The 18,953-nt window shown below is 75.5% G+C and carries 17 protein-coding genes and 1 pseudogene; 8 read left to right on the forward strand and 10 right to left on the reverse strand.

Going from position 1 to position 18,953, the window contains the following annotated elements:
- Positions 1-119 precede the first annotated feature (119 nt).
- Complete coding sequence (locus AB0O82_RS03310; protein ID WP_363579887.1) at positions 120-971, forward strand: S-methyl-5'-thioadenosine phosphorylase; 852 nt, start codon at positions 120-122, stop codon at positions 969-971.
- Here AB0O82_RS03310 and AB0O82_RS03315 read toward each other — a convergent pair.
- A complete protein-coding gene (locus AB0O82_RS03315) occupies positions 946-1,368 on the reverse strand; it encodes a hypothetical protein (RefSeq protein WP_363579888.1) in 423 nt (140 codons plus the stop codon). The genes AB0O82_RS03310 and AB0O82_RS03315 overlap by 26 nt on opposite strands.
- The gene (locus AB0O82_RS03320; RefSeq protein ID WP_363579889.1) at positions 1,368-2,471 is read right to left on the reverse strand and encodes a molybdopterin-dependent oxidoreductase; all 1,104 of its coding nucleotides are present in this window, start codon (positions 2,469-2,471) and stop codon (positions 1,368-1,370) included. The genes AB0O82_RS03315 and AB0O82_RS03320 overlap by 1 nt, the downstream gene beginning before the upstream one ends.
- Positions 2,472-2,584: 113 nt before the next feature.
- On the opposite strand from AB0O82_RS03320, the gene AB0O82_RS03325 reads away from it, so the two are divergent.
- The gene (locus AB0O82_RS03325; protein WP_363579890.1) at positions 2,585-3,997 is read left to right on the forward strand and encodes a glycosyltransferase 87 family protein; all 1,413 of its coding nucleotides are present in this window, start codon (positions 2,585-2,587) and stop codon (positions 3,995-3,997) included.
- Here the strand turns inward: AB0O82_RS03325 and AB0O82_RS03330 are convergent.
- The 3 genes from AB0O82_RS03330 to AB0O82_RS03340 all read right to left on the reverse strand — a co-directional run bounded on the left by AB0O82_RS03330 (position 3,918) and on the right by AB0O82_RS03340 (position 8,398).
- Positions 3,918-6,314, reverse strand: coding sequence for an ATP-binding domain-containing protein (locus tag AB0O82_RS03330; protein ID WP_363579891.1), 2,397 nt, complete (start codon positions 6,312-6,314; stop codon positions 3,918-3,920). The two genes, AB0O82_RS03325 and AB0O82_RS03330, sit on opposite strands and share 80 nt — an antisense overlap.
- Before the next feature lie 90 nt (positions 6,315-6,404).
- Positions 6,405-7,613, reverse strand: coding sequence for a glycosyltransferase (locus tag AB0O82_RS03335; protein WP_363579892.1), 1,209 nt, complete (start codon positions 7,611-7,613; stop codon positions 6,405-6,407).
- Positions 7,614-7,924: 311 nt separating this feature from the next.
- Entirely contained in the window at positions 7,925-8,398 is a 474-nt protein-coding gene (locus AB0O82_RS03340; RefSeq protein ID WP_363579893.1) for a hypothetical protein, read from the reverse strand.
- A gap of 306 nt (positions 8,399-8,704) precedes the next feature.
- On the opposite strand from AB0O82_RS03340, the gene AB0O82_RS03345 reads away from it, so the two are divergent.
- The 4 genes from AB0O82_RS03345 to AB0O82_RS03360 all read left to right on the forward strand — a co-directional run bounded on the left by AB0O82_RS03345 (position 8,705) and on the right by AB0O82_RS03360 (position 11,748).
- A complete protein-coding gene (locus AB0O82_RS03345; protein ID WP_363579894.1) occupies positions 8,705-9,418 on the forward strand; it encodes a molybdopterin-dependent oxidoreductase in 714 nt (237 codons plus the stop codon).
- Positions 9,402-10,010, forward strand: coding sequence for a cytochrome b/b6 domain-containing protein (locus AB0O82_RS03350; protein ID WP_363579895.1), 609 nt, complete (start codon positions 9,402-9,404; stop codon positions 10,008-10,010). Before AB0O82_RS03345 ends, AB0O82_RS03350 begins: the two co-directional genes overlap by 17 nt.
- Positions 10,011-10,333: 323 nt before the next feature.
- Complete coding sequence (locus AB0O82_RS03355; protein ID WP_363579896.1) at positions 10,334-10,495, forward strand: hypothetical protein; 162 nt, start codon at positions 10,334-10,336, stop codon at positions 10,493-10,495.
- Positions 10,492-11,748: an MFS transporter gene (locus tag AB0O82_RS03360; RefSeq protein ID WP_363579897.1), complete on the forward strand. Its 1,257-nt coding sequence runs from the start codon at positions 10,492-10,494 to the stop codon at positions 11,746-11,748. The genes AB0O82_RS03355 and AB0O82_RS03360 overlap by 4 nt, the downstream gene beginning before the upstream one ends.
- 116 nt (positions 11,749-11,864) lie before the next feature.
- On the opposite strand, the gene AB0O82_RS03365 is transcribed toward AB0O82_RS03360, so the two are convergent.
- The 3 genes and pseudogenes from AB0O82_RS03365 to AB0O82_RS03375 all read right to left on the reverse strand — a co-directional run.
- Entirely contained in the window at positions 11,865-12,521 is a 657-nt protein-coding gene (locus tag AB0O82_RS03365) for a class I SAM-dependent methyltransferase (RefSeq protein WP_363579898.1), read from the reverse strand.
- The gene (locus AB0O82_RS03370) at positions 12,518-13,207 is read right to left on the reverse strand and encodes a DUF2064 domain-containing protein (protein WP_363579934.1); all 690 of its coding nucleotides are present in this window, start codon (positions 13,205-13,207) and stop codon (positions 12,518-12,520) included. Before AB0O82_RS03370 ends, AB0O82_RS03365 begins: the two co-directional genes overlap by 4 nt.
- Positions 13,181-13,858 (reverse strand): annotated as a pseudogene (locus tag AB0O82_RS03375) (glycosyltransferase family 2 protein); the annotation flags it as partial. The gene AB0O82_RS03370 and the pseudogene AB0O82_RS03375, both read right to left, overlap by 27 nt.
- Positions 13,859-14,117: 259 nt before the next feature.
- Between AB0O82_RS03375 and AB0O82_RS03380 the strand changes: the two are divergent.
- Both AB0O82_RS03380 and AB0O82_RS03385 read left to right on the forward strand, forming a co-directional pair.
- On the forward strand, positions 14,118-14,888 hold the full coding sequence (locus tag AB0O82_RS03380) for a response regulator transcription factor (RefSeq protein WP_363579935.1): 771 nt from the start codon (positions 14,118-14,120) through the stop codon (positions 14,886-14,888).
- Positions 14,885-16,057, forward strand: coding sequence for a HAMP domain-containing sensor histidine kinase (locus tag AB0O82_RS03385; RefSeq protein ID WP_363579899.1), 1,173 nt, complete (start codon positions 14,885-14,887; stop codon positions 16,055-16,057). Before AB0O82_RS03380 ends, AB0O82_RS03385 begins: the two co-directional genes overlap by 4 nt.
- A 57-nt stretch (positions 16,058-16,114) precedes the next feature.
- Here the strand turns inward: AB0O82_RS03385 and AB0O82_RS03390 are convergent, their stop codons facing one another.
- Together AB0O82_RS03390 and AB0O82_RS03395 are read right to left on the reverse strand one after the other, a co-directional pair.
- Positions 16,115-17,656, reverse strand: a complete 1,542-nt coding sequence (locus AB0O82_RS03390; RefSeq protein ID WP_363579900.1) for an AMP-binding protein — start codon at positions 17,654-17,656, stop codon at positions 16,115-16,117.
- Between the two features lie 39 nt (positions 17,657-17,695).
- On the reverse strand, positions 17,696-18,814 hold the full coding sequence (locus AB0O82_RS03395) for an NAD-dependent epimerase/dehydratase family protein (RefSeq protein ID WP_363579901.1): 1,119 nt from the start codon (positions 18,812-18,814) through the stop codon (positions 17,696-17,698).
- Positions 18,815-18,953 lie beyond the last annotated feature (139 nt).

An 18,953-nucleotide genomic window follows, 5' to 3' on the forward strand; every position in this document is an offset into this window, starting at 1 on the left:
GACCACCCCGTCGGCCCGCGGCCATCCGGCCCCGCCCGCCGTCCCGGAACCGTAAGGACCGGTGCCGCCGCGTGGACCCTAGAGTGGCCGGGACGCCTCCCCGAGGAAGGGTACGAACGATGACGATCGATCAGGGAACCGGTGCTCCGCGCGCCGAACTGGGCGTGATCGGCGGCTCAGGGCTCTACGCGCTGCTCGACGACGTGAGCGAACTGCGCGTCGACACGCCGTACGGGCCGCCCAGCGACGCGCTGTTCCTGGGCGAGGTGGCCGGCCGCCGGGTCGCCTTCCTCCCCCGGCACGGGCGCGGCCACGGCCTGCCGCCGCACCGGATCGACTACCGGGCCAACCTGTGGGCGCTGCACTCCCTGGGCGTGCGCCAGGTGCTCGCACCGTGCGCCGTCGGCGGGCTGCGCCCGGAGTACGGGCCCGGCACGCTGCTGGTGCCCGACCAGTTCGTCGACCGCACCTCCGGCCGGGTGCAGACCTACTACGACGGCCTGCCGCTGCCCGGCGGGGCGGTGCCCGAGGTGGTGCACGTCTCGATGGCCGACCCGTACTGCCCGGACGGGCGGCGCGCCGCCCTGGACGCCGCCCGGGACGCGGCCTGGGAGCCGGTGGACGGCGGCACCCTGGTGGTGATCGAGGGCCCGCGCTTCTCCACCCGCGCCGAGTCCCGCTGGTTCACCGCGAACGGCTGGTCGGTGGTCGGCATGACCGGTCACCCGGAGGCCGTCCTCGCCCGCGAACTCGGCCTCTGCTACACCTCGTTGGCGCTGGTCACCGACCTCGACGCGGGCGTGGAGAGCGGCGAGGGCGTCACCCATGCCGAGGTGCTGGAGGTCTTCGCCGGAAACGTCGACCGGCTGCGCACGGTGCTGTTCAAGGCGCTGGAGAGCCTGCCCGCCGTCCGGGACTGCGTCTGCTCGCACGCGCTGGACGGGCTCACGACGGGTCTGCCGGGCGTCTGACCCGCGGGCGACGCCGCCACCACCGGACGAGTGCGAACAGCAGCACCGGCCCGGCGGTGGCGGCCAGCACCAGCAGCCAGTTGCGCAGGTACGGCAGCGGCAGGAGGGAGGAGTTGCCGTGGTTCTCGCCGTCCCGCAGCACCGCCGGCAGCCCGATCGCGCTCACCGCCGCCGCGACGACCAGCCAGCCGCGCAACGCCCAGTCGCGCGCCAGTCGCGCGCCGACCAGGCAGAGCAGCGGCACCCACAGCCCGTCGTGCAGCAGCACCCCGCCCACCGCCCAGACCAGCACGTCGAGCGGGGCGGTGATGTAGGAGTCGGTGAGCAGGCCCGACAGGCCGAAGCCGATCAGGGCGAGGCCGCCGAGCAGCAGTACCGCGCGCAGCCACCGGGGCATCAGATCACCTCCAGGCGCGCGACCCACTTGGTCTGCAGCACCCCCGGCCGGTTGGGCGCGATGATCCGCGCCGGGAATCCGTGGTCCGCCGTCAGCACCTCGCCGTTGATCCGCAGGGCGAGCAGGGTGAGCGGGTCGACGGCGTACTCGGCGGGCATCCGCATCTCGCGGTACGGGCCGTCCGCCTCCAGCGAGGTGATCAGCAGGCCCGAGCCGGCCGGGGCCCCCGCCCGGACCAGCAGATCGGCCACCCGCACCCCGGTCCAGCGCGCCGAGAAGCTCCACCCCTCCACACAGGAGATCGGCAAGTGCACGTCGTACTGGGGGAGTTGGTTCAGCTCGGCGAGGGAGAGCCGGTACGGCTGCGGGCCGTCCACCCGGAGCCGCCAGTCGGCCGGCACGGTGACCGTCCCGGCCTGCGCGGCGGTCCGGTTGACCGGCAGCCCCTGCGGGCCCAGGTCGGGGCGGCGCGGGGCCAGCAGGACCAGCCGGCGCAGGAAGGGGACGGTCTGCCCGGCCGTGGTGAGCGTGACCACACCCACCGCGGCCGTCACGGCGGCGAGGAACGCCCGCCGCTGCGGCAGCCCGGCCGCCGGGCGGCGCCAGTGCCGTGCGATCACCGGGCCCTTGGCCGCGAGGTGGACGAACAGGCCGCCGGTGGCCAGCCAGGCCAGCCAGAAGTGCGTCTGGCGGAACGGGAACGGCCACGGATACCACTGCAGGGTGTCGAACAGCCCGGTGAACAGCTCCAGCAGCATCGCCGCGACCAGCACGAAGATCCCCAGCCGCTCCAGCGCGTGCGCCGCGCCGCGCACCGGCGGCCACGCGAACAACTGCGGGTAGACCGTCCACAGCTTCGCCCCCAGCAACGGGACGGCCGCCAGGCCGCTGATCACGTGCAGCCCCTGGGTCACCCGGTAGCCGTTCACCGGGCGGCTCAACAGATACGGCGTCAGCCAGCCGGGCGGGTCCTGGAGGGCGTGGCTGACCAGCCCGGTCAGGAAGCACACCAGCAGCGCGGAGCCCAGCCAGCGGCCGAGCACCACGGCGGTGCGCGGCTCGTGCAGCGCCGAGCGGAATCGCGGAAGGAGGTTCGGAGTCACCCGTCCATAGAACCGCCGGGCCCCGGTTTCGCGGCGGTACGACGTGCTTACGGAATCCGAACGGCGCCACGCCGCTGCGGTCGCGCGCCGCCGCCCGGTGGCAAGGTGGGCGGGTGCCCACCCGCCTCCCGCTCACCCGCCTCCGGCCCGCCCGCGTGCTGCCCTGCCTGCTCGCGCTGGCCGCCCTGACCGCCGCGCTCGCCCTCACCGTCACCGGCGGCGGCACGCTCGGCCACCGCGCACCGCTGTACGCCTGGTACGCCGTCGACGCCGCCCTGTACGCGCTCGCCCTGCTGGCGCTGCGCCGGGTGGGCGGCCGTCAGATCGTGCCCCTGGTCCTGGCCGGGAGCGTCGCCGTCGCCGCCGTCGGCCTGCTCGCCCCGCCGCGCACCAGCGACGACGCCTACCGCTACGTCTGGGACGGCCGCGTCCAGGCCGCCGGCACCTCCCCGTACGCGCACACCCCGGACGACCCGGCGCTGGCCCGGCTGCGCACCTCCGACCTGTGGCCGGCCGGCGGCGCCTGCGACGGCTGGGACGAGCGGCGCACCGCCGCCGGTGACTGCACCCGCATCAACCGGCCCGCCGTGCACACCATCTACCCGCCGGTCGCGGAGGCCTGGTTCCTCGCCCTGCACCCCTTCGAGGGAGGGGTGCGCGGGATGCAGGCCGCCGGCGCCCTGCTCGCGGTGGCGACCACGGGGGCGCTGCTCGTGATCGGACGGGGCAGCCGGCGGGCCGCGCTGTGGGGGTGGTGCCCCGGCGTGGCGGTGTGGTCGGTCAACGACGCGCACGTGGACACCCTCGGGGCGCTGCTGCTGGTCGTGGGCCTCGGGTACGCGGCCCGGCGGAAGGCGACGCGGGCCGGCGCGCTGCTCGGCGCGGCCGTGGCGGTCAAGCTGATCCCCGCACTGGCCCTGCCGGGCGCACTGGCCCGCCGACGCCCGCGCGAGAGCGCCCTGCTCCTGGGCGCCTCGCTCGGCGCGTTCGCCCTGGCCTACCTGCCCTACCTCGCCGCCGGCACCGGCGTGCTCGGCTACCTGCCCGGTTACCTGAAGGAGGAGGGGTACGAGCAGGGGCACCTCGACCGCTTCGGCCTGCTCGCCCTCCTCCTGCCGGACGCCCTGCTGCCGTGGGCCGCCGGGGCGGTCCTGGCCGCCGTCGCCCTGTGGGTGCTCCGGCGCGGCGACCCCGCCCGCCCCTGGGACGGCGCCCTGTTCGTCACCGGCACGGCCCTGCTCCTCGCCGCGCCCGCCTACCCCTGGTACGGCCTGCTGGTGGTGGCCCTGGTCGGCCTCACCGGCCGCTGGGAGTGGCTCGCCGTCCCCGCCGCCGGGCAGTACCTCTATCTGACGGGCGGGGTCGAGGCCCAACAGGCCGCCTACGGCGCCGCGTTGGCGTGCGTCGCGGTCGGCGCCCGGCGGCGCGGGAGAACGGCCGCCGTCCTCAGCGGGGATCCAGGCCCTGGAGCATCTCCGGCAGGTCCCGGCTGTGCAGCACCCCGAGGGACTTCGTCGCCCGGGTGAGGGCGACGTAGAGGTCGTTCACGCCGTGGGCGTGCGCCGCGAGGATCTCGGCGGGCTCCACGACCAGGACGGCGTCGAACTCAAGACCCTTGGACTGGGCGGCCGTCAGCAGGACGGCCGGCGAATCCAGCGCCGCCGGACCGTCGTTGACGCAAATTCCTTCCAACCCGGCGATCCCGTCGAGCAGTTCGGCCGGGGCGTCCGGGGCGTGGATGACCGCCAGCCGACCGCCGTCCAGTGCCGCGAGCTCCCGCTCGACGGCGCCGCGCAGCGCCGCCGCCCGGCCGTCCGCGGGGATCCGCAGGCTCCACGGGCGGGTTCCGCCGCTGCGCACCGCGGTGGGGGCGGCGAGCGAGGGGTCGAGCGCCCGCAGGACGCCTTCGGTGACCTGCATGATCTCGGCCGGGGTGCGGTAGTTGATGGTGAGTTCCACCGTGCGCCAGCGCCCCGCCGTGTACGTGTCGAGGGCCTGGCCCCAGGAGCTCAGCCCGGCCGGCGCGCCGGTCTGCGCCAGGTCGCCGACGATCGTCATGGAACGGCCGGGGCAGCGGCGGGCCAGCATCCGCCAGGCCATCGGGGACAGCTCCTGGGCCTCGTCCACGATCACGTGCCCGTAGCCCCAGGTCCGGTCCTCGGCCGCGCGCTCGGCCAGCGGCCGGAGCGACTCCTCGCCGCGGTACTGGCGGGCCAGCATCTTCGCGTCCATCTCGACCAGCCCCACGCCGAAGTCGTCGAGGACGATCTTGGCGAACTCCAGCTCCGCCGCCTCGGCGGCGGCCTCGGCCCGGCGGGCGACGACGGCGCCCGGCAGCGGGCCGAGCAGTTCGGCGGCCTCGTCGAGCAGCGGCACGTCGTCGGTGGTCCAGGTGGTCGCAGCGGTCGAGGCGGCCTCGGCGGCGGACTCCCGTTCCGGGCCGGGCAGTTCGCGCAGCAGCGCGGCGCGTTCGGCCTCGGTGAAGTCCGGCATCGCGCTCGCCAGCAGCTCCGGGGAGCCGAACAGGCTCGTGAGCACCTGCTCCGGGTTCAGCAGCGGCCACAGCTTCTGGGCCACGGCCTGGAACTCGGGCTCGTCGACGAGCGCGTCGGCGAGGTCCGCCACGGCGTCCAGGTCCATCTCCCCGCCCTGGTCCCGGGCGATCCGCAGGGCCAGCTCCGAGGAGAGCCGCTCCACCAGGTCGGCCCGGGCCGCGTTGTGCGGCCTGCCGCTCCGGTGCGCGGCGGCGTGGGCCCGCTCGCAGAGCGCCCGGCCGATCCGGAGCTGAAGGTTGTAGGGCGAGGTCCGGCCCACGGTGATGGTCCACGACTCCTCGGGCAGCTGCCGCAGGCCCTCCAGCGCGGCGGCGAGGACCTGCGCCATCCGGACGTCGCCCTTGACGGCGGCCGCCTCGGGCGTCTCGGTGCCGGTCCCCGTCACCCCCGGGTAGAGCGTGCCGATGCTGCTCAGCACGACCTCGCTCTCGCCGAGCGCGGGAAGCACCTCGTCGATGTAGCGCAGGAACGTCGTGTTCGGCCCGATGACCAGCACGCCGTGCTTGGCCAGCCGGTCGCGGTGGGTGTAGAGCAGGTACGCGGCGCGGTGCAGGGCGACGACGGTCTTGCCGGTGCCCGGGCCGCCCTGGACGACCAGGACGCCGCCGAGCGCGTCGCGGATGACGCGGTCCTGCTCGGCCTGGATGGTGGAGACGATGTCGCCCATCCGCCCCGTCCGGGCCGCCGTCAGCGAGGCGAGCAGGGCGCCCTCCCCGCTGAGCTCGGCGTTGCTGCGGCCCGCGTGGGCGCCCACGCCGAAGGCGTCGTCGTCGAAGTCGACGACGGTCCGGCCCTTGGTCCGCAGGTGCCGTCGCGCCACCACACCGCCCGGTGCGGCGGGCGTCGCCCGGTAGAACGGCTCCGCTGCCGCCGCCCGCCAGTCGGTGAGCAGCGGCTCGTGGTCGTCGTCCGACAGGGCGATCCGGCCGATGTACTGCCGCTCGCCGTCGGCGTCGTCGATCCGGCCGAAGCACAGCCCGTACTCGGCGGCGTGCAGCGCAGCCAGCCGGCGGGTGTGGTGGATCTCCATGGTGTCGCGCTCCAGGAGGGCCTGGATCGTCCCGCCCTTGTCCTGGAGGTGGACCTCGCGCAGTCGGCCGGCCGCGAGCGCGCGCTGGGCTTCGAGCCGCTCGTACAGCCTGCCGACGTACGCGTTCTCCGCCCGCAGTTCGCCGGACCGCCAGTCGTCGGCGGGTGAATTCGGTTCGGGCGAGGAGGATTCGGGCGAGCGGGATTCGAGCGAGGAGGATTCGAATGAGGAGGATGAGGAGGACGAGATGGGGGACAAACCTGGCTCCAGGTGTTCTGAGCTTTTCGATTCCGCGGGCGGTCGGCCGAGGAATCGGGGGTGGCGGCGGGTGGAATTATCCGGCACGCCTCAGCGGCCGGCCGCGTCGAGCAGCAGTTGTGCGGCCAGCGCCGCGCCGTCGGTGCGGATCATGGTGGCCACGGCGGTCGCCCACACCCGGGTCTCGGGGGCGAGGGCCGTCCTGAGCGCGGCCGACAGGGACTCGGTGGTCGGGGTCGGCCCGTCGAGTGCCACGCCGATGCCCAGCCGGGCCACCCGGCCGTACGGCTGGTCCGCGGTCTGCGGGACGACGACCTGGGGCGCGCCGGCCCGGGTGGCCGTCGTCGTGGTGCCCGCCCCGCCGTGGTGCACGACGGCGGCCACCCGGCCGAACAGCGCCTGCTGGTTGACCTCGCCGACGACGAAGCAGTCGCCCCGGTCGTCGATCGGGGCCAGACCGGCCCAGCCGCGGGCCACGACCGCGCGGCGGCCCTGCGCGCGGACCGCCTCGACGGCCACCTGGGCGGCGTCCTGGGAGGCGAGCATCGGCATGCTGCCGAAGCCCACGTACACCGGCGGTGCGCCGGCGGCCAGGAAGGCCTCCAACCCGGCCGGCAGCGGGCGCCGGTCCGGCAGGATCCACGCGCCGGTCTGCACGACGTCCAGGTCGGCGGGCTCCTGCCACGGGTCCAGGACCGGGTCGGTCGCCAGCCACGGCCGGTCGCCGATGACGTAGTCGCGGACGTCGTCCACCGGCGGCAGGCCGATCGACGCCCGGTTGGTGTTGAGCGCCGCGCCGAACAGCGCGTTGATGCTCTCGGCGTCCAGGCCCCACAGCACCCGGTTGTCGGTCACCTCCGGCGGGAACGGCCGGCCCGGGTACGCCAGCGGCGGGCGGCCCGGCGAGGGCAGGGTGAGCTGCTGGAAGGTCACCGACACGGAGCGGATGCCCAGCTTCTCGGCCACCGACAGCGCGCCCGCCGCAGCCGGCAGCATGCCGGTGGCCACCAGCACGTCGCAGCCCTCGGCCGCCGCCGTGACCGCCTCCAACTGCCCGGCGATCACCGCGGCCGCGCGCTCCGGCAGGGACGACGGCGGCGGCGCCGCCACCGTCAGCGCCCGCGCCGACGGGCCGACCGGCACCAGCGGCACGTCGATGTGGTCCAACCGCTGCGCGAAGTCCTCGTCCGGCGGCGCACACACCCGCACCTGCGCGCCGGACTCCCGCAGCCGCGCCGCGAGCCCCACCAGCGGTTCGACATCCCCGCGGGACCCGTACGTCGACAACAGCACACGCATTTTCGCGACCCCAAATTTCCGCGGATTCCGGTTCAGGTCGACGATTGTGCGGCACGACCAGGGCCTTGCCGCAAGGCCCCCCGTACGCTATAAGTTGGAAGTGGCCGGGAGTGGTTTTTCCTCCTGTGCCTTTTTTCTCGTCCGCTGCGGGCGGACTTCCTTTCTGCTGGTGAGACGCTGTGTGCGGCGCGTGTCGCATGTGCTGCGTGTGCGGAGTGTTCGGCGCGCGATGCGGTCTTCGCCCGGAATGACGACGCGACGACGTCGGCGGGGCCCGACCGGAGTTCCGGTCGGGCCCCGCCGGGTGTGGGTCAGGCCTTGATGGTGAGCCAAGCGCCGAGGCCGTTGCAGCCGCGGGCGTCGTAGCTGGTGCTGCGGTAGCCGGCCGGGATCGGCGAGTAGGGGCAGGTCCAGATGCCGTTGCGGACCAGTTCGTGGAACCAGGCGCCGACGCCGCTGCACCCCTGGGGGTTGTAGTTGGTCAGGACGTAGCCGGAGACGATCGGCGAGCCGGAGCAGGTCCACAGGCGGTTCTGGGCGGGTGCCTGGAACCAGGCGCCGTGGTTGTTGCAGCCGCTGGAGTTGAACATGGTGATGACGTAGCCGTCCGGGACGGGCGTTCCGGGGCAGGTCCAGCCGCCCACCGAGGCGGTTGCCGCGGGGGCGGCCGGGGCGGCGGCGGTGGCGGTTCCGGCCGCCGTGCCGGTGAGGGCGGCGGCGAGGAGGGCGACGACGGCCGCCGCTCTTCCCGCGTGGGTCCACAGTCGACGGAGGATTCTGGTCACGGCGCACCGGTCCGATCGGTAGCCCCGGCGGTCGCGGCCGGCCGGGGAGGGGGGAACAGCGGGGATGCGTGGCACCGTAGTGGCGTGGCCGGAGCCGGGGGAATACGGGGTTCGAAAGATCGTCGAACTTGACTGGAAAACGATCTCCCGCCGCTCGGACGCTCGGCGTCGCTCGGTCGCTCGCCCGCTCGCCCGCTCGCCCGCTCGCCCGCTCGGCCGTGGAGCCTGCGGGCGAAGATGACGAAAGGCTGACGGACCGGTGCCGGGCCTCGCGCCGGCCGGGCTCGGGCTGGTGCAATCGGGGGCGTGGACAGAACAGGCGAAGAGGGCCGGGGCGCCCCGGTGGGGCGGCGGGTGGTGCTCGGACTGCTCGGGCTCGGGGCCGTCGGGGTGGCGGCGGGGCCGTACCTGCAACGGGCCGAGTCGGGGTTGGCCGAACGGGACCCGAGCGGGCTGAGCGGGCTGCTGCCGGGCAACAACGGATTCCGGTACTACTCGGTGGTGTCGTCCGTCCCGGAGCGGAGCGTGGCGGACTACACGCTCAGCGTCGACGGGATGGTCGAGCGGCCCGCGACGTTCCGCCTGCCGGACCTGCGGGCGATGCCGCAGCGGCGGCTCGTGCGGGACGTGCAGTGCGTGACCGGGTGGCGGGTGCCGGACACCCCGTTCGAGGGGGTGCCGCTCGCGCACCTGCTGGACGCCGCGGGCGTGCGGCCGGGGGCCGGGGCCGTCCGGTTCAGCTGCTTCGACGGCGCGTACACCGAGAGCCTGACGCTGGCGCAGGCCCGACGGGACGACGTACTGGTCGCGCTGCGGATGCAGGACGGCCCGATCTCCCACACCCACGGCGGCCCGGTGCGGCTGTACGTCGCGCCGATGTACTTCTACAAGTCCGCCAAGTGGCTCTCCGGGATCACCGTGACCGGTTCGGTGGAGCCGGGCTACTGGGAGCGCGACGGGTACGACGTCGACGCCTGGGTCGGCCGGTCGAACGGACGTGACGATGCGCCCACCGGCTGAACTCCTGCTGCGCTTCACCCGGGCCGAGCGCTGGGTGCACCGGACGACCGCCGCGCTGACCGGCGTCTGCCTGGCCACGGCGGCCTGCCTCTACCTCGCCCCGCTCGCCGAACTGGTCGGCAACCGGCGGCTGGTGGTGACGGTGCACGTGTGGTGCGGCCTCGCGCTGCCCGTGCCGCTGCTGCTCGGGCTCGCCTCGCGGGCGCTGCGCGCGGACGCCGCCCGGCTGAGCCGCTTCACCCCGGCGGACTGGGACTGGCTGCGCGCCGTCCGGCGCCGCGCCCCGCACCGGCCGGCGGGCAAGTTCAACGCCGGGCAGAAGCTCTACGCGCAGTGGACGCTCGGCTCGATGCTGGTGATCGTCGGCACCGGGCTGCTGATGTGGCTGCCCCGCCTCGCCCCGCCCTCCTGGCGGACCGGGGCGACCTTCGTCCACGACTGGCTGGCCGCCGCCATCGCCGTGGTGGTGGTCGGACACGTCCGGATGGCCTGGCGGGATCCGCAGGCGCGGCTCGGGATGCGGACCGGGCTGGTGGAGCGCCGGTGGGCCGAGCGCGAGCACCCGCAGTGGCGGCCGGTGGGCCGGGAGTAGGCGGCCGGTCGGACGTCTTGTCGTGGCCCGGGGCGTGTGGCAGGCTCGGCCGGGACGCCTCGAAGGGTGCCGCCGGGGCACCCCTGACCGTGGGGCCAAGAGGCGGTTGGGCGACAGCCGCACGCGTGGTGCACGACCGGCATCCTGCAAGGCTCCTTGGACCCCGGCGCCAATCTTCTCCTCGCCGCCCTGTCGATCGCGGGCGGCCCTTCCGGCTTCGTAGGTACCCGGCGTCCAGGTTAGGCATGCCTTGCTTTCGCTCTGACCAGCACTCTAAGGTAACTCCTCAGAGGACCTGAGAACCCGAGGACTTGAGAGTGACCGTGACAGAACTCCATGAACTGACCCTGGCCGAGGTCCGGCCGGCCGCCGCCGAGGACACCTCGCAGCCGGTGCTCGACCGGGACGCCGCGCACCAGGACACCGCACACCGGGACGCCGCGCACCGGGGCCTCGCGTTCCGGGTCGAGGGAGGAACCACGTGAAGCGCGGCCAGCTGGCCTTCCTGACCGGCACCCACGTCGTCAACGACCTCTACCAGGGCGCCGTCCCGGCACTGCTGCCCTTCCTGATGTCCGAGCGGCACTACAGCTACACCGCCGTCTCGGGGATCGCGCTGGCCGCCACCGGCCTGTCCAGCGTGGTCCAGCCGTTCTTCGGCCTGCTCGTCGACCGCCGCCACCGCGGCTGGCTCGTCCCGGCCGGCTTCCTGACCGCCGCCGGGGGCCTCGGCTGCGCCGGACTCGCCGACAGCTACCTGCTCACCTGGCTCTGCGTGGCCCTCGCCGGGATCGGCGTCGCCGCCTACCACCCGCCCGCCACCAACCAGGCCAGAGCGGCGGGCGGCCAGTCCCAGCAGGCGATGAGCCTGTTCTCCGTCGGCGGCACACTCGGTGCCTCGCTGGCGCCGGCCCTGGTGACGCTCGTGGTCGGCTCGCTCGGCCTGGCCGGCAGCTGGCTGCTCGCCGTCCCCGCAGTGGTGATGGGCGCACTGTGGGCGGCCCAGGGCCCGTGGCTGCGCCGCCGGGGCCACACCCCCGCGCCGCCGCTGGTCACGGGCGGCGCGGCCGGGAGCGGACAGCGCGACGACTGGCGGGCCTTCGGCCGGCTGGTGGTCGCCACGGTCTGCTGGTCGGTGCCCTACGTCACGGTGACCTCGATGCTCGCCCTGCACCTCCAGCGCGACCTGCACACCTCGACGGGCGCGGGGGCGGTGGCCCTCACCTCCCTCACCCTGGCCGGTGCGGCGGGCACCCTGCTCGGCGGGCGGCTGGGCGACCGGTACGGGCGGCTCCTCCCGATCCGGCTGGGCTACCTGCTGGCCGCCCCCGCCCTGGCCGGCGTGGCCTTCGCCCCCACCTTCGCGGTGGCCGAACTCGCCACCGTCGCGTTCGGGTTGGCGATGTTCCTGCCGTTCGCCGCCCAGGTGACGCTGGCCCAGGACTACCTGCCCAACCGGCCCGGCACCGCCAGCGGACTGACCCTGGGCCTGGCGATGTCGGTGGGCGGGCTGGCCGCCCCGCTGCTCGGCCGGATCGCCGACGCGTACGGGCTGCGCATCGTACTGGGATCGGTGCTCGGGGTGCTGCTGGTCGCCCTGGTCTGCGGACTGCGGCTGCGTGACCGGGTGCTGCCGACGGATGAGTCCGCCCCGCCGCCGGGCCTGGAGCAGGAGCCGGAGTCGAAGCCGGCGTCGGTGGGCGCGGCGGCGGAACGGGCAGGTGGGCGGGCCCGCTGAGGGGCTGCGGGGCCCGTCCTGATGGCAGCGGGACCGGGATGCCGTCGTTGCCGAGGACCCGCCGACACGTCAGGAGGGTGGGGTCGCGTCCGTCAAGGGCAACGGCCTTGTGCGCCTCAGCGCTTGTGCAGGGCGAGGAAGCGGCGGCCGTGCGAGGTCCAGCGCTCCGCCTCGACCAGTCCGGCGGCGGCGTGGGCCCGCCGTAGGGCGGCGGCCGTGCCGAGCCGGGCCCAGGGGAAGGCCGGCCCGAGCCGGCCGTCCGGGCCCTCGACCTGGACGGTGACCTGCTCGTCCAACTCCACGGGCTCCACCTCGACCAGCAGCAGACCGTCCGGCGCGATGAGTTCGGCGCCCCGGTGGAGCAGGGCGTCCGGGTCGCCGCCGATGCCGAGGTTGCCGTCGGCGAGGAGCGCGGCGCCCCAGCGGCCCTCGGCGGGAAGCCGGTCGAAGACCGAGCGGCAGAGCGCCGGGCCACCCAGTCCGACCGTGCGGGCGACGGCCGCCCTGGTCACGTCGACGCCGAGGGCCGGGACACCGAGCGCGAGCAGCGCGGCGACCAGCCGCCCGGGCCCGCAGCCGAGGTCGAGGACGGGCGCGGCCCGGCGGGCGCAGCGCCGGAGCAGGCTGTGGTCGGCGCCGGCCGCCGGGGCGCACCAGCGTTCGATGTCCAGCCGGAGGCGGTGGCCGTCCTCCCGGCGCAGCCAGAGCGGGCCGCGCCCGGTGCGGACGGCTTCGGCGAACGGGTCGTCCACCCAGGCGGTGGCGGTCGTCAACTCGCCACCTCCGGCTTCAGGTCGACCGTTCCCAGCTGGGCGGCGAAACGGCTGTCCGGGGCCTCGGCGGCGACGCGGCGGGCGTCCTCGGCGGTGTCCACGTCGGTGAGCAGCGGAAGGTGATGAATCGTCAAGTCGGCTTCGGCGAGGCGTTCCAGGAGTACCGCTCCGGTCCTCGGGGTGGACATCGGCACGCCGTGCAGCAGGCGCGCGGCCAGTTCGGCGGTCGGTCGGGCCAGGCCCAGCGCCCAGAAGCCGCCGTCGGCCGCCGGGCCGTACCAGGCGTCCGTGCCCGCCCGCCGTGCGGCCGACAGCGGCTCGGCCAGCGCGGCGGCGCTCAGCTGCGGGGTGTCCATCCCGACCAGCAGCGCCGGGGCGTGCGGGGCCACCCGGGCCGCGTGCGCGAAGGCGGCGGCCAGCCGTTCGTCCAGCCCGCCGCCGGTCTGCGCGACGACCTCCCAGCCGGGCGGCAGCCAGTCGCCCGGCCGGCCGTCCAGGACGAGCACGCGCCGCCCGGCCGGCATCGTGCCCAGGGTGTGCAGGGTGTCGGCGAGGGCGGCCGAGGCCAGGGCGGCGGCCTGTTCGGGGGTGCACGGAGGGGTGAGCCGGGTCTTCACCCGGCCGGGGGCGGGCGACTTGGCGATCACCAGCAGGGTCGGCGGGGGCGCGGCCAGCACGGCCCGCATGTCGCGGACGGCCTGGCGGGTGCCGCGCAGGGTGCCGGTGACCTTGGAGCGGCCCGCGCGCGGCAGGTAGTCGACGGGGGTCTCGGTGATCCGCAGCCCGGCGGCCGAGGCGGCGAGCACCATCTCCAGCGGGTAGCCGGACCGGCGGTCGCCGAGCCCCAGGGCCAGCAGCTGTTCCCGGCGGGCGGCCCGCATCGGGCCGAGGTCGTGCAGCGGCGCGCCGGTGCGGGCGCGCAGCCGTCGGGCCAGGACGGTGTTGGCCAGGCGGGCGTGCAGCGGCCACGCCCCGGCCGTGGCCGGGCGGCGGCGGCCCAGCACCAGGTCGGCGGAGCCGGCCAGCACCGGACCGGCGACCAGGGGGAGCTGGGCGGGATCGAGGGAGCCGTCGCAGTCCAGGAAGCAGACCAGGTCGGCGGTGGCGGCGCGCAGCCCGGCGTGGCAGGCGGCGCCGAACCCGCGCGGGGGCTCCTCGACCACCGTCGCGCCGAGCGAGCGGGCGAGGTCGGCGGAGCCGTCCCGGGAGCCGTTGTCGACGACGACGGCCCGCCAGCCGTCCGGGATCCGCCCCAGAACCCAGGGCAGCGCGGCGGCCTCGTCGAGGCAGGGCAGCACGACGTCGACGGGGGAGACGGGGGAGGTGGGTGAGGTCACCCGGCCACGCTAAGTGCGGGACGGCGGGGTGCGGCGGCGGCGCAGCCTTACGGAAGTCGGACGCCCCGGCGGCTGACCCGTCCGGCGGATCGGCCCGGGCCGCATCGGGCTGGGCTGGGCTGGGTCGCATCGGGTTGGGCTGGTCCGGGTCGGGCGAGGTGCGGGCGGCGGATCTTACGGAACGCGAACGCGGGCCCGCTTCCGCCCGCGCCCGCCGCCGAGGCCTCCTATCCTCGGCGAGGTGAACGACACCTCGCACATCCTGGTGATCGACGACGACCCGACCGTGGCCGAGGTCGTCGCCGGCTACCTCACCCGCGCCGGGCACCACGTGGACCGGGCCGCCGACGGTGCGCTGGGCCTGGACCTCGCCGAGCGCACCCGCCCCGACCTGCTGGTGCTGGACCTCATGCTGCCCGGCCTCGACGGGCTGGAGGTGCTGCGCCGGCTGCGGGCCTCCGCCGGGGGCGCCGCGCTGCCGGTGGTGCTGCTCACTGCCAAGGGCGACGAGGCGGACCGCATCCTCGGCCTGGAGCTGGGCGCGGACGACTACGTCACCAAGCCGTTCAGCCCGCGCGAACTGGTGCTGCGGGTGCAGTCGGTGCTGCGCCGCGCCCGGGCGGGGAGCGGGGCCGCCGAGGGGACGGGCGGCGGGCCGGGCGACGGGGTGCTGCGCTCGGGGGACGTCACGCTCGACCCGAAGGCCCGCCGCGCCCACCGGGGTGCGCGTGAACTCGCCCTCACCCTGCGGGAGTTCGACCTGCTGGCGTTCCTGCTCCGGCACCCCGGCACGGTGTTCTCCCGGCAGAGCCTGATGCGGCGGGTGTGGGGCTGGGACTTCGGCGACCTCTCCACCGTCACCGTCCACGTCCGGCGGCTGCGCGAGAAGATCGAGGACGACCCGGCCGCGCCCGCCCTGATCAGCACCGTCTGGGGCGTCGGCTACCGCTACGACCCGGCGCCCCACGGCCCGGCTCCCCATGACCCGGCTCACGACATGCCGCACCACCCGCAGGGCGGTGCGGCGTGAAGGACCTGCTGCTGATCGCCCTGTTCGCCGCCCTCGGCGCGGGCGGGGCCGGCCTGCTCGGCTGGGCGGCGATCCGGCTGCTGCGCCGCCGCTCCGTCGCCCTGTCCCTGTTCTGCGTGGCGGTCGTGACCGTCCTCGCGGTGACGTCCGGGACGTTCGCCGTGGCGCAGGCGATGTTCCTGTCCACCCACGACCTCGGCGTGGTCATCACGGTGCTCGGCATGGCCGCCGTCGTCTCGCTGCTCACCGCCGCGCTGCTCGGCCGTCAGGTGGTGGCCGGTAGCCGGGCGCTGACCGAGGCCGTCCGGACGGTCGGCAGTGACGCCGGGTTCACCGCGCCCGCGCACCCGCTCGGCGCGGAACTCGCCGCGCTGAGCGCGGAGTTGGCTGCCACCAGCGCCCGGCTGGCGGAGTCCCGGGCGCGCGAGCAGGCCCTGGAACACTCCCGCCGGGAGCTGGTCGCGTGGATCTCGCACGACCTGCGCACCCCGCTGGCCGGCCTGCGGGCGATGGCCGAGGCGCTGGAGGACGGCGTCGCTGAGGACCCCGACCGCTACCTGGTGCGGATCGGCACCGAGGTCGAACGGCTCACCGGCATGGTGGACGACCTGTTCGAGCTCTCCCGGATCCAGGCGGGCGCGCTCGCCCTCTCGCTCACCCGGGTCTCGGTGTACGACCTGGTGGACGACGCGCTCGCCGGGGCGTACCCGCTGGCCCGGCGGCGCGGCGTCCGGCTGGAGGGGCGGCAGGTGGCCGACGAGCCGGCGGCGGCCGAGCCGGTCGAGGTGGACAGCGGGGAGATCACCCGGGTGCTCGGCAACCTGCTGGTCAACGCGATCCGCTCGACCCCCGCGGACGGCGTGGTGGCCGTCGCCGCCCGGCGGGAGGCCGACGAGGTGGTGCTGTCGGTGACCGACGGCTGCGGCGGCATCCCGGAACAGGACCTGCCCCGGGTGTTCGAGACGGGCTGGCGCGGCGGCTCCGCCCGCACGCCCCGCCGCGACGACGGCCGGGCCGCCGGCGAGCCCGGCGAGAGCGGTGCCGGGCTCGGGCTCGCCATCGTGCGCGGCATCGTCGAGGCGCACGCCGGGCGCGCGGAGGTGCGCAACGTCGCCGGGGGCTGCTGCTTCGAGATCGCCCTGCCCGCGCCGCGCGCCCGGCGGGAATGACGAGGCAGGTCCCTGGGGTCCGCCCTTCGGACGCGCGGCGCGCTCGGCCCGCTCGGCCTACTCGGCCACGGCCTCGCGCAGCCGCTTCTTGTCCGGCTTGCCGACCGACGTCAGCGGGATCTCGTCCACGAGGTGCAGGGCCTCCGGCGCGTAGATCCGCCCCTTGCGGGCCGTGACGAACGCCTGGACGTCCGCCAACTCGGGCTGCTGCCCCGGAGCGGGAACGACGGCGACGTGGACGTGCTCCGCCTCCTGCGCGTCGCGCACGCCGAAGACCGCGCAGCGGGCGATCGCCGGGTGGGTGAGGAGGAGGTCCTCCACCTCGGACGGGTAGACGTGCCCGCCGACCACGATGATCAGGTCCTTGACCCGGTCGGCCAGGTAGAGGCAGCCGTCCGCGTCGAAGTAGCCGACGTCGCCGGTGTTCAGCCAGCCGTCGCGCAGCACCTCGGCGGTCAGGTCGGGCCGCTTCCAGTACCCGGCCATGAGTCCGGCCGATCGGACGTGGACCTCGCCCTGCTCCCCCGTGGGCAGCTCGGTGCCGTCGGCGGACCGGATCACCACCTCGACGCCCGGGAGGGGGCGGCCGACCGAGACCTGGCCGCCCTGCGCGATCCGGTCGTGCCCCTCCGGGGTGAGGAAGGAGATCAGCTGCGCCTCGGACATCCCGTAGACGCCCACCAGGACCGGCCCGAACACCTTGAGCGCCTCGCGGATCCGGGTCGGCGAGGCGGCGCAGCCCCCGTACGTGATCTGCCGCAGGCTGGACAGGTCGGTGCGGCCGATCGCCGGGTGGTCGAGCAGCTGGTAGAGCAGCGGCGGCAGCACCCAGAGGCTGGTGATGCGCTCGCGCTCGACGGCGGCCAGTACCTCGCCGGGGTCGAAGGTGCGCTGGAGGACCACCGTGCCGCCGTGGTGGAGCGTCAGGTCGGAGAAGATCCCGGCGAGGTGGGCGAGCGAGGTGGCGGCGAGGAAGCGGGGCGCCTCGCCGGCCGTGCCGGCGGAGCCGAACGAGGTGTCGAAGACGCCGCGGTAGGGGCCGTGCAGGCTGAGGATGCCCTTCGGGACCCCGGTGGTGCCGCCGGTGTGGCGGATGCCGAGGTCGTCGTCCGGGCCGATCCGGACGGCGGGCGGCTCGGCGGGGCGGTGGGCGGAGGCGGCGATCACGTCCTCGCCGATCGCGTCCGGTCCGGGGCCGAGGCGGAGGACCGTCGGCACGGCGATCAGGGGCAGCAACTCGGCGGCCTCCGCGTACCGTTCGGCGTCCACGAGGAGGACGGCGGTGTCGACGCTCGCCGCGATCTCGGCCAGGACGGGGGTGCTCATGCCGTCGTACAGGGTGACCACCCGCGCACCCGCGAGGCCCGCGGCGTAGCGGGCGCCGAGCGCCTCGGCGGTGTTGCCGGTGAGCAGGGTGACGGTGTCCCCGCGGGTGACGCCCCGGGCGATGAGCTCGTGGGCGAGGCGGTAGGTGGCGGTGGCGAAGTCGCCGGCGGTGATCTCGACGCCGTCGGCGGTGACGATGGCCCGCCGCTCCGGATCGGCGGAGAGGGACCGGAGGATCAGGGCGGGTGCGCTGACGAATTCCTGGTCGTTCATGGCCACTTCTTCCTTGTAGTTTGCAACCATGTTGCAAGGCTAGCCCCATCCTCCGCTCTTCACCGGTGAGTTCCGGCCGATATCGGACGGACCGTCAGGTGTGGCGCCGGACCGCGGTGCCGCCGCGAACTCGGCCATCCCGGCGGGGAACGGCACCTGCGGGCGCCAGCCGAGTTCGGCGCGCAGCCGGGAGGAGTCGGCGGTGATGTGCCGGACGTCGCCCAGGCGGTACTCGCCGGTCACCAGCGGTGCCGGGCCGCCGTACGCCGCCGCCAGCGCCCCGGCCATCTCGCCGATCGTGCGGACCTCGCCGCTGCCCACGTTGTAGGCGCGGGAGCTGCCCGGCGCGCGGGCGGCAAGGGCCTCCAGCGCGGCGAGGTTGGCGGCGGCGACGTCCTCGACGTGGACGAAGTCCCGGCGCTGACTGCCGTCCTCGAACACCCGGGGGGCCTCGCCCCGGGCCAGCGCCGAGCGGAACAGCGAGGCGACCCCCGCGTACGGGGTGTCGCGCGGCATGCCCGGGCCGTACACGTTGTGGTAGCGGAGCGTCAGGACGGCGCCCTGGCAGGCCCGGGCCCACACGGAGGCCAGGTGCTCCTGGGCGAGCTTGGTGGCCGCGTACACGCTGCGCGGGTCGGCCGGGGCGTCCTCGGCGACCAGGCCGGGGCTCAGGGCGCGGCCGCAGACCGGGCAGGGCGGCTCGAAGCGCCCGGCCTCCAGGTCGGCCGGGCGGCGCGGGCCCGGGGCCACGTCGCCGTGCGCGGGGCAGCGGTAGCGGCCCTCCCCGTACACCACCATCGAGCCGGCCAGGACGAGCCGGCGGACCCCGGCGCGGGCCATCGCGGCGAGCAGGACGGCCGTGCCGAGGTCGTTGCAGCCCGCGTAGGCGGGGGCGTCGTCGAGGTCCAGCCCGAGGCCGACCATCGCCGCCTGGTGGCAGACCGCGTCCACCCCGGCCAGCGCCCGCTGCACGGCGGCGGCGTCCCGGACGTCCCCCTGCTCGAAGGCCACGCCCCCGGGCAGTTCGGGGGCCCGCCCCGAGCGGTGGACGGCGGGCAGCAGCGCGTCCAGCACCCGCACCCCGTGCCCGGCCGCGACCAGTGCGCGGACCACGGCCGACCCGATGAACCCGGCTCCGCCGGTGACCAGAATCTCCATGCCGCCGACGCTAGCCGCGCGGTGCGGCGGATCGGGCGTGGACGGACCGGCCGTCAGGGATCGGTAATCCTCCCGGCGTAATCGGCGTGGCCGGCGTAACCGGTGTGACCGGCCTGACCGGTGTCACGGTCGATCGCCG

It is taken from the genome of Kitasatospora sp. NPDC088264 (assembly GCF_040685715.1).
Taxonomy (GTDB): domain Bacteria; phylum Actinomycetota; class Actinomycetes; order Streptomycetales; family Streptomycetaceae; genus Kitasatospora.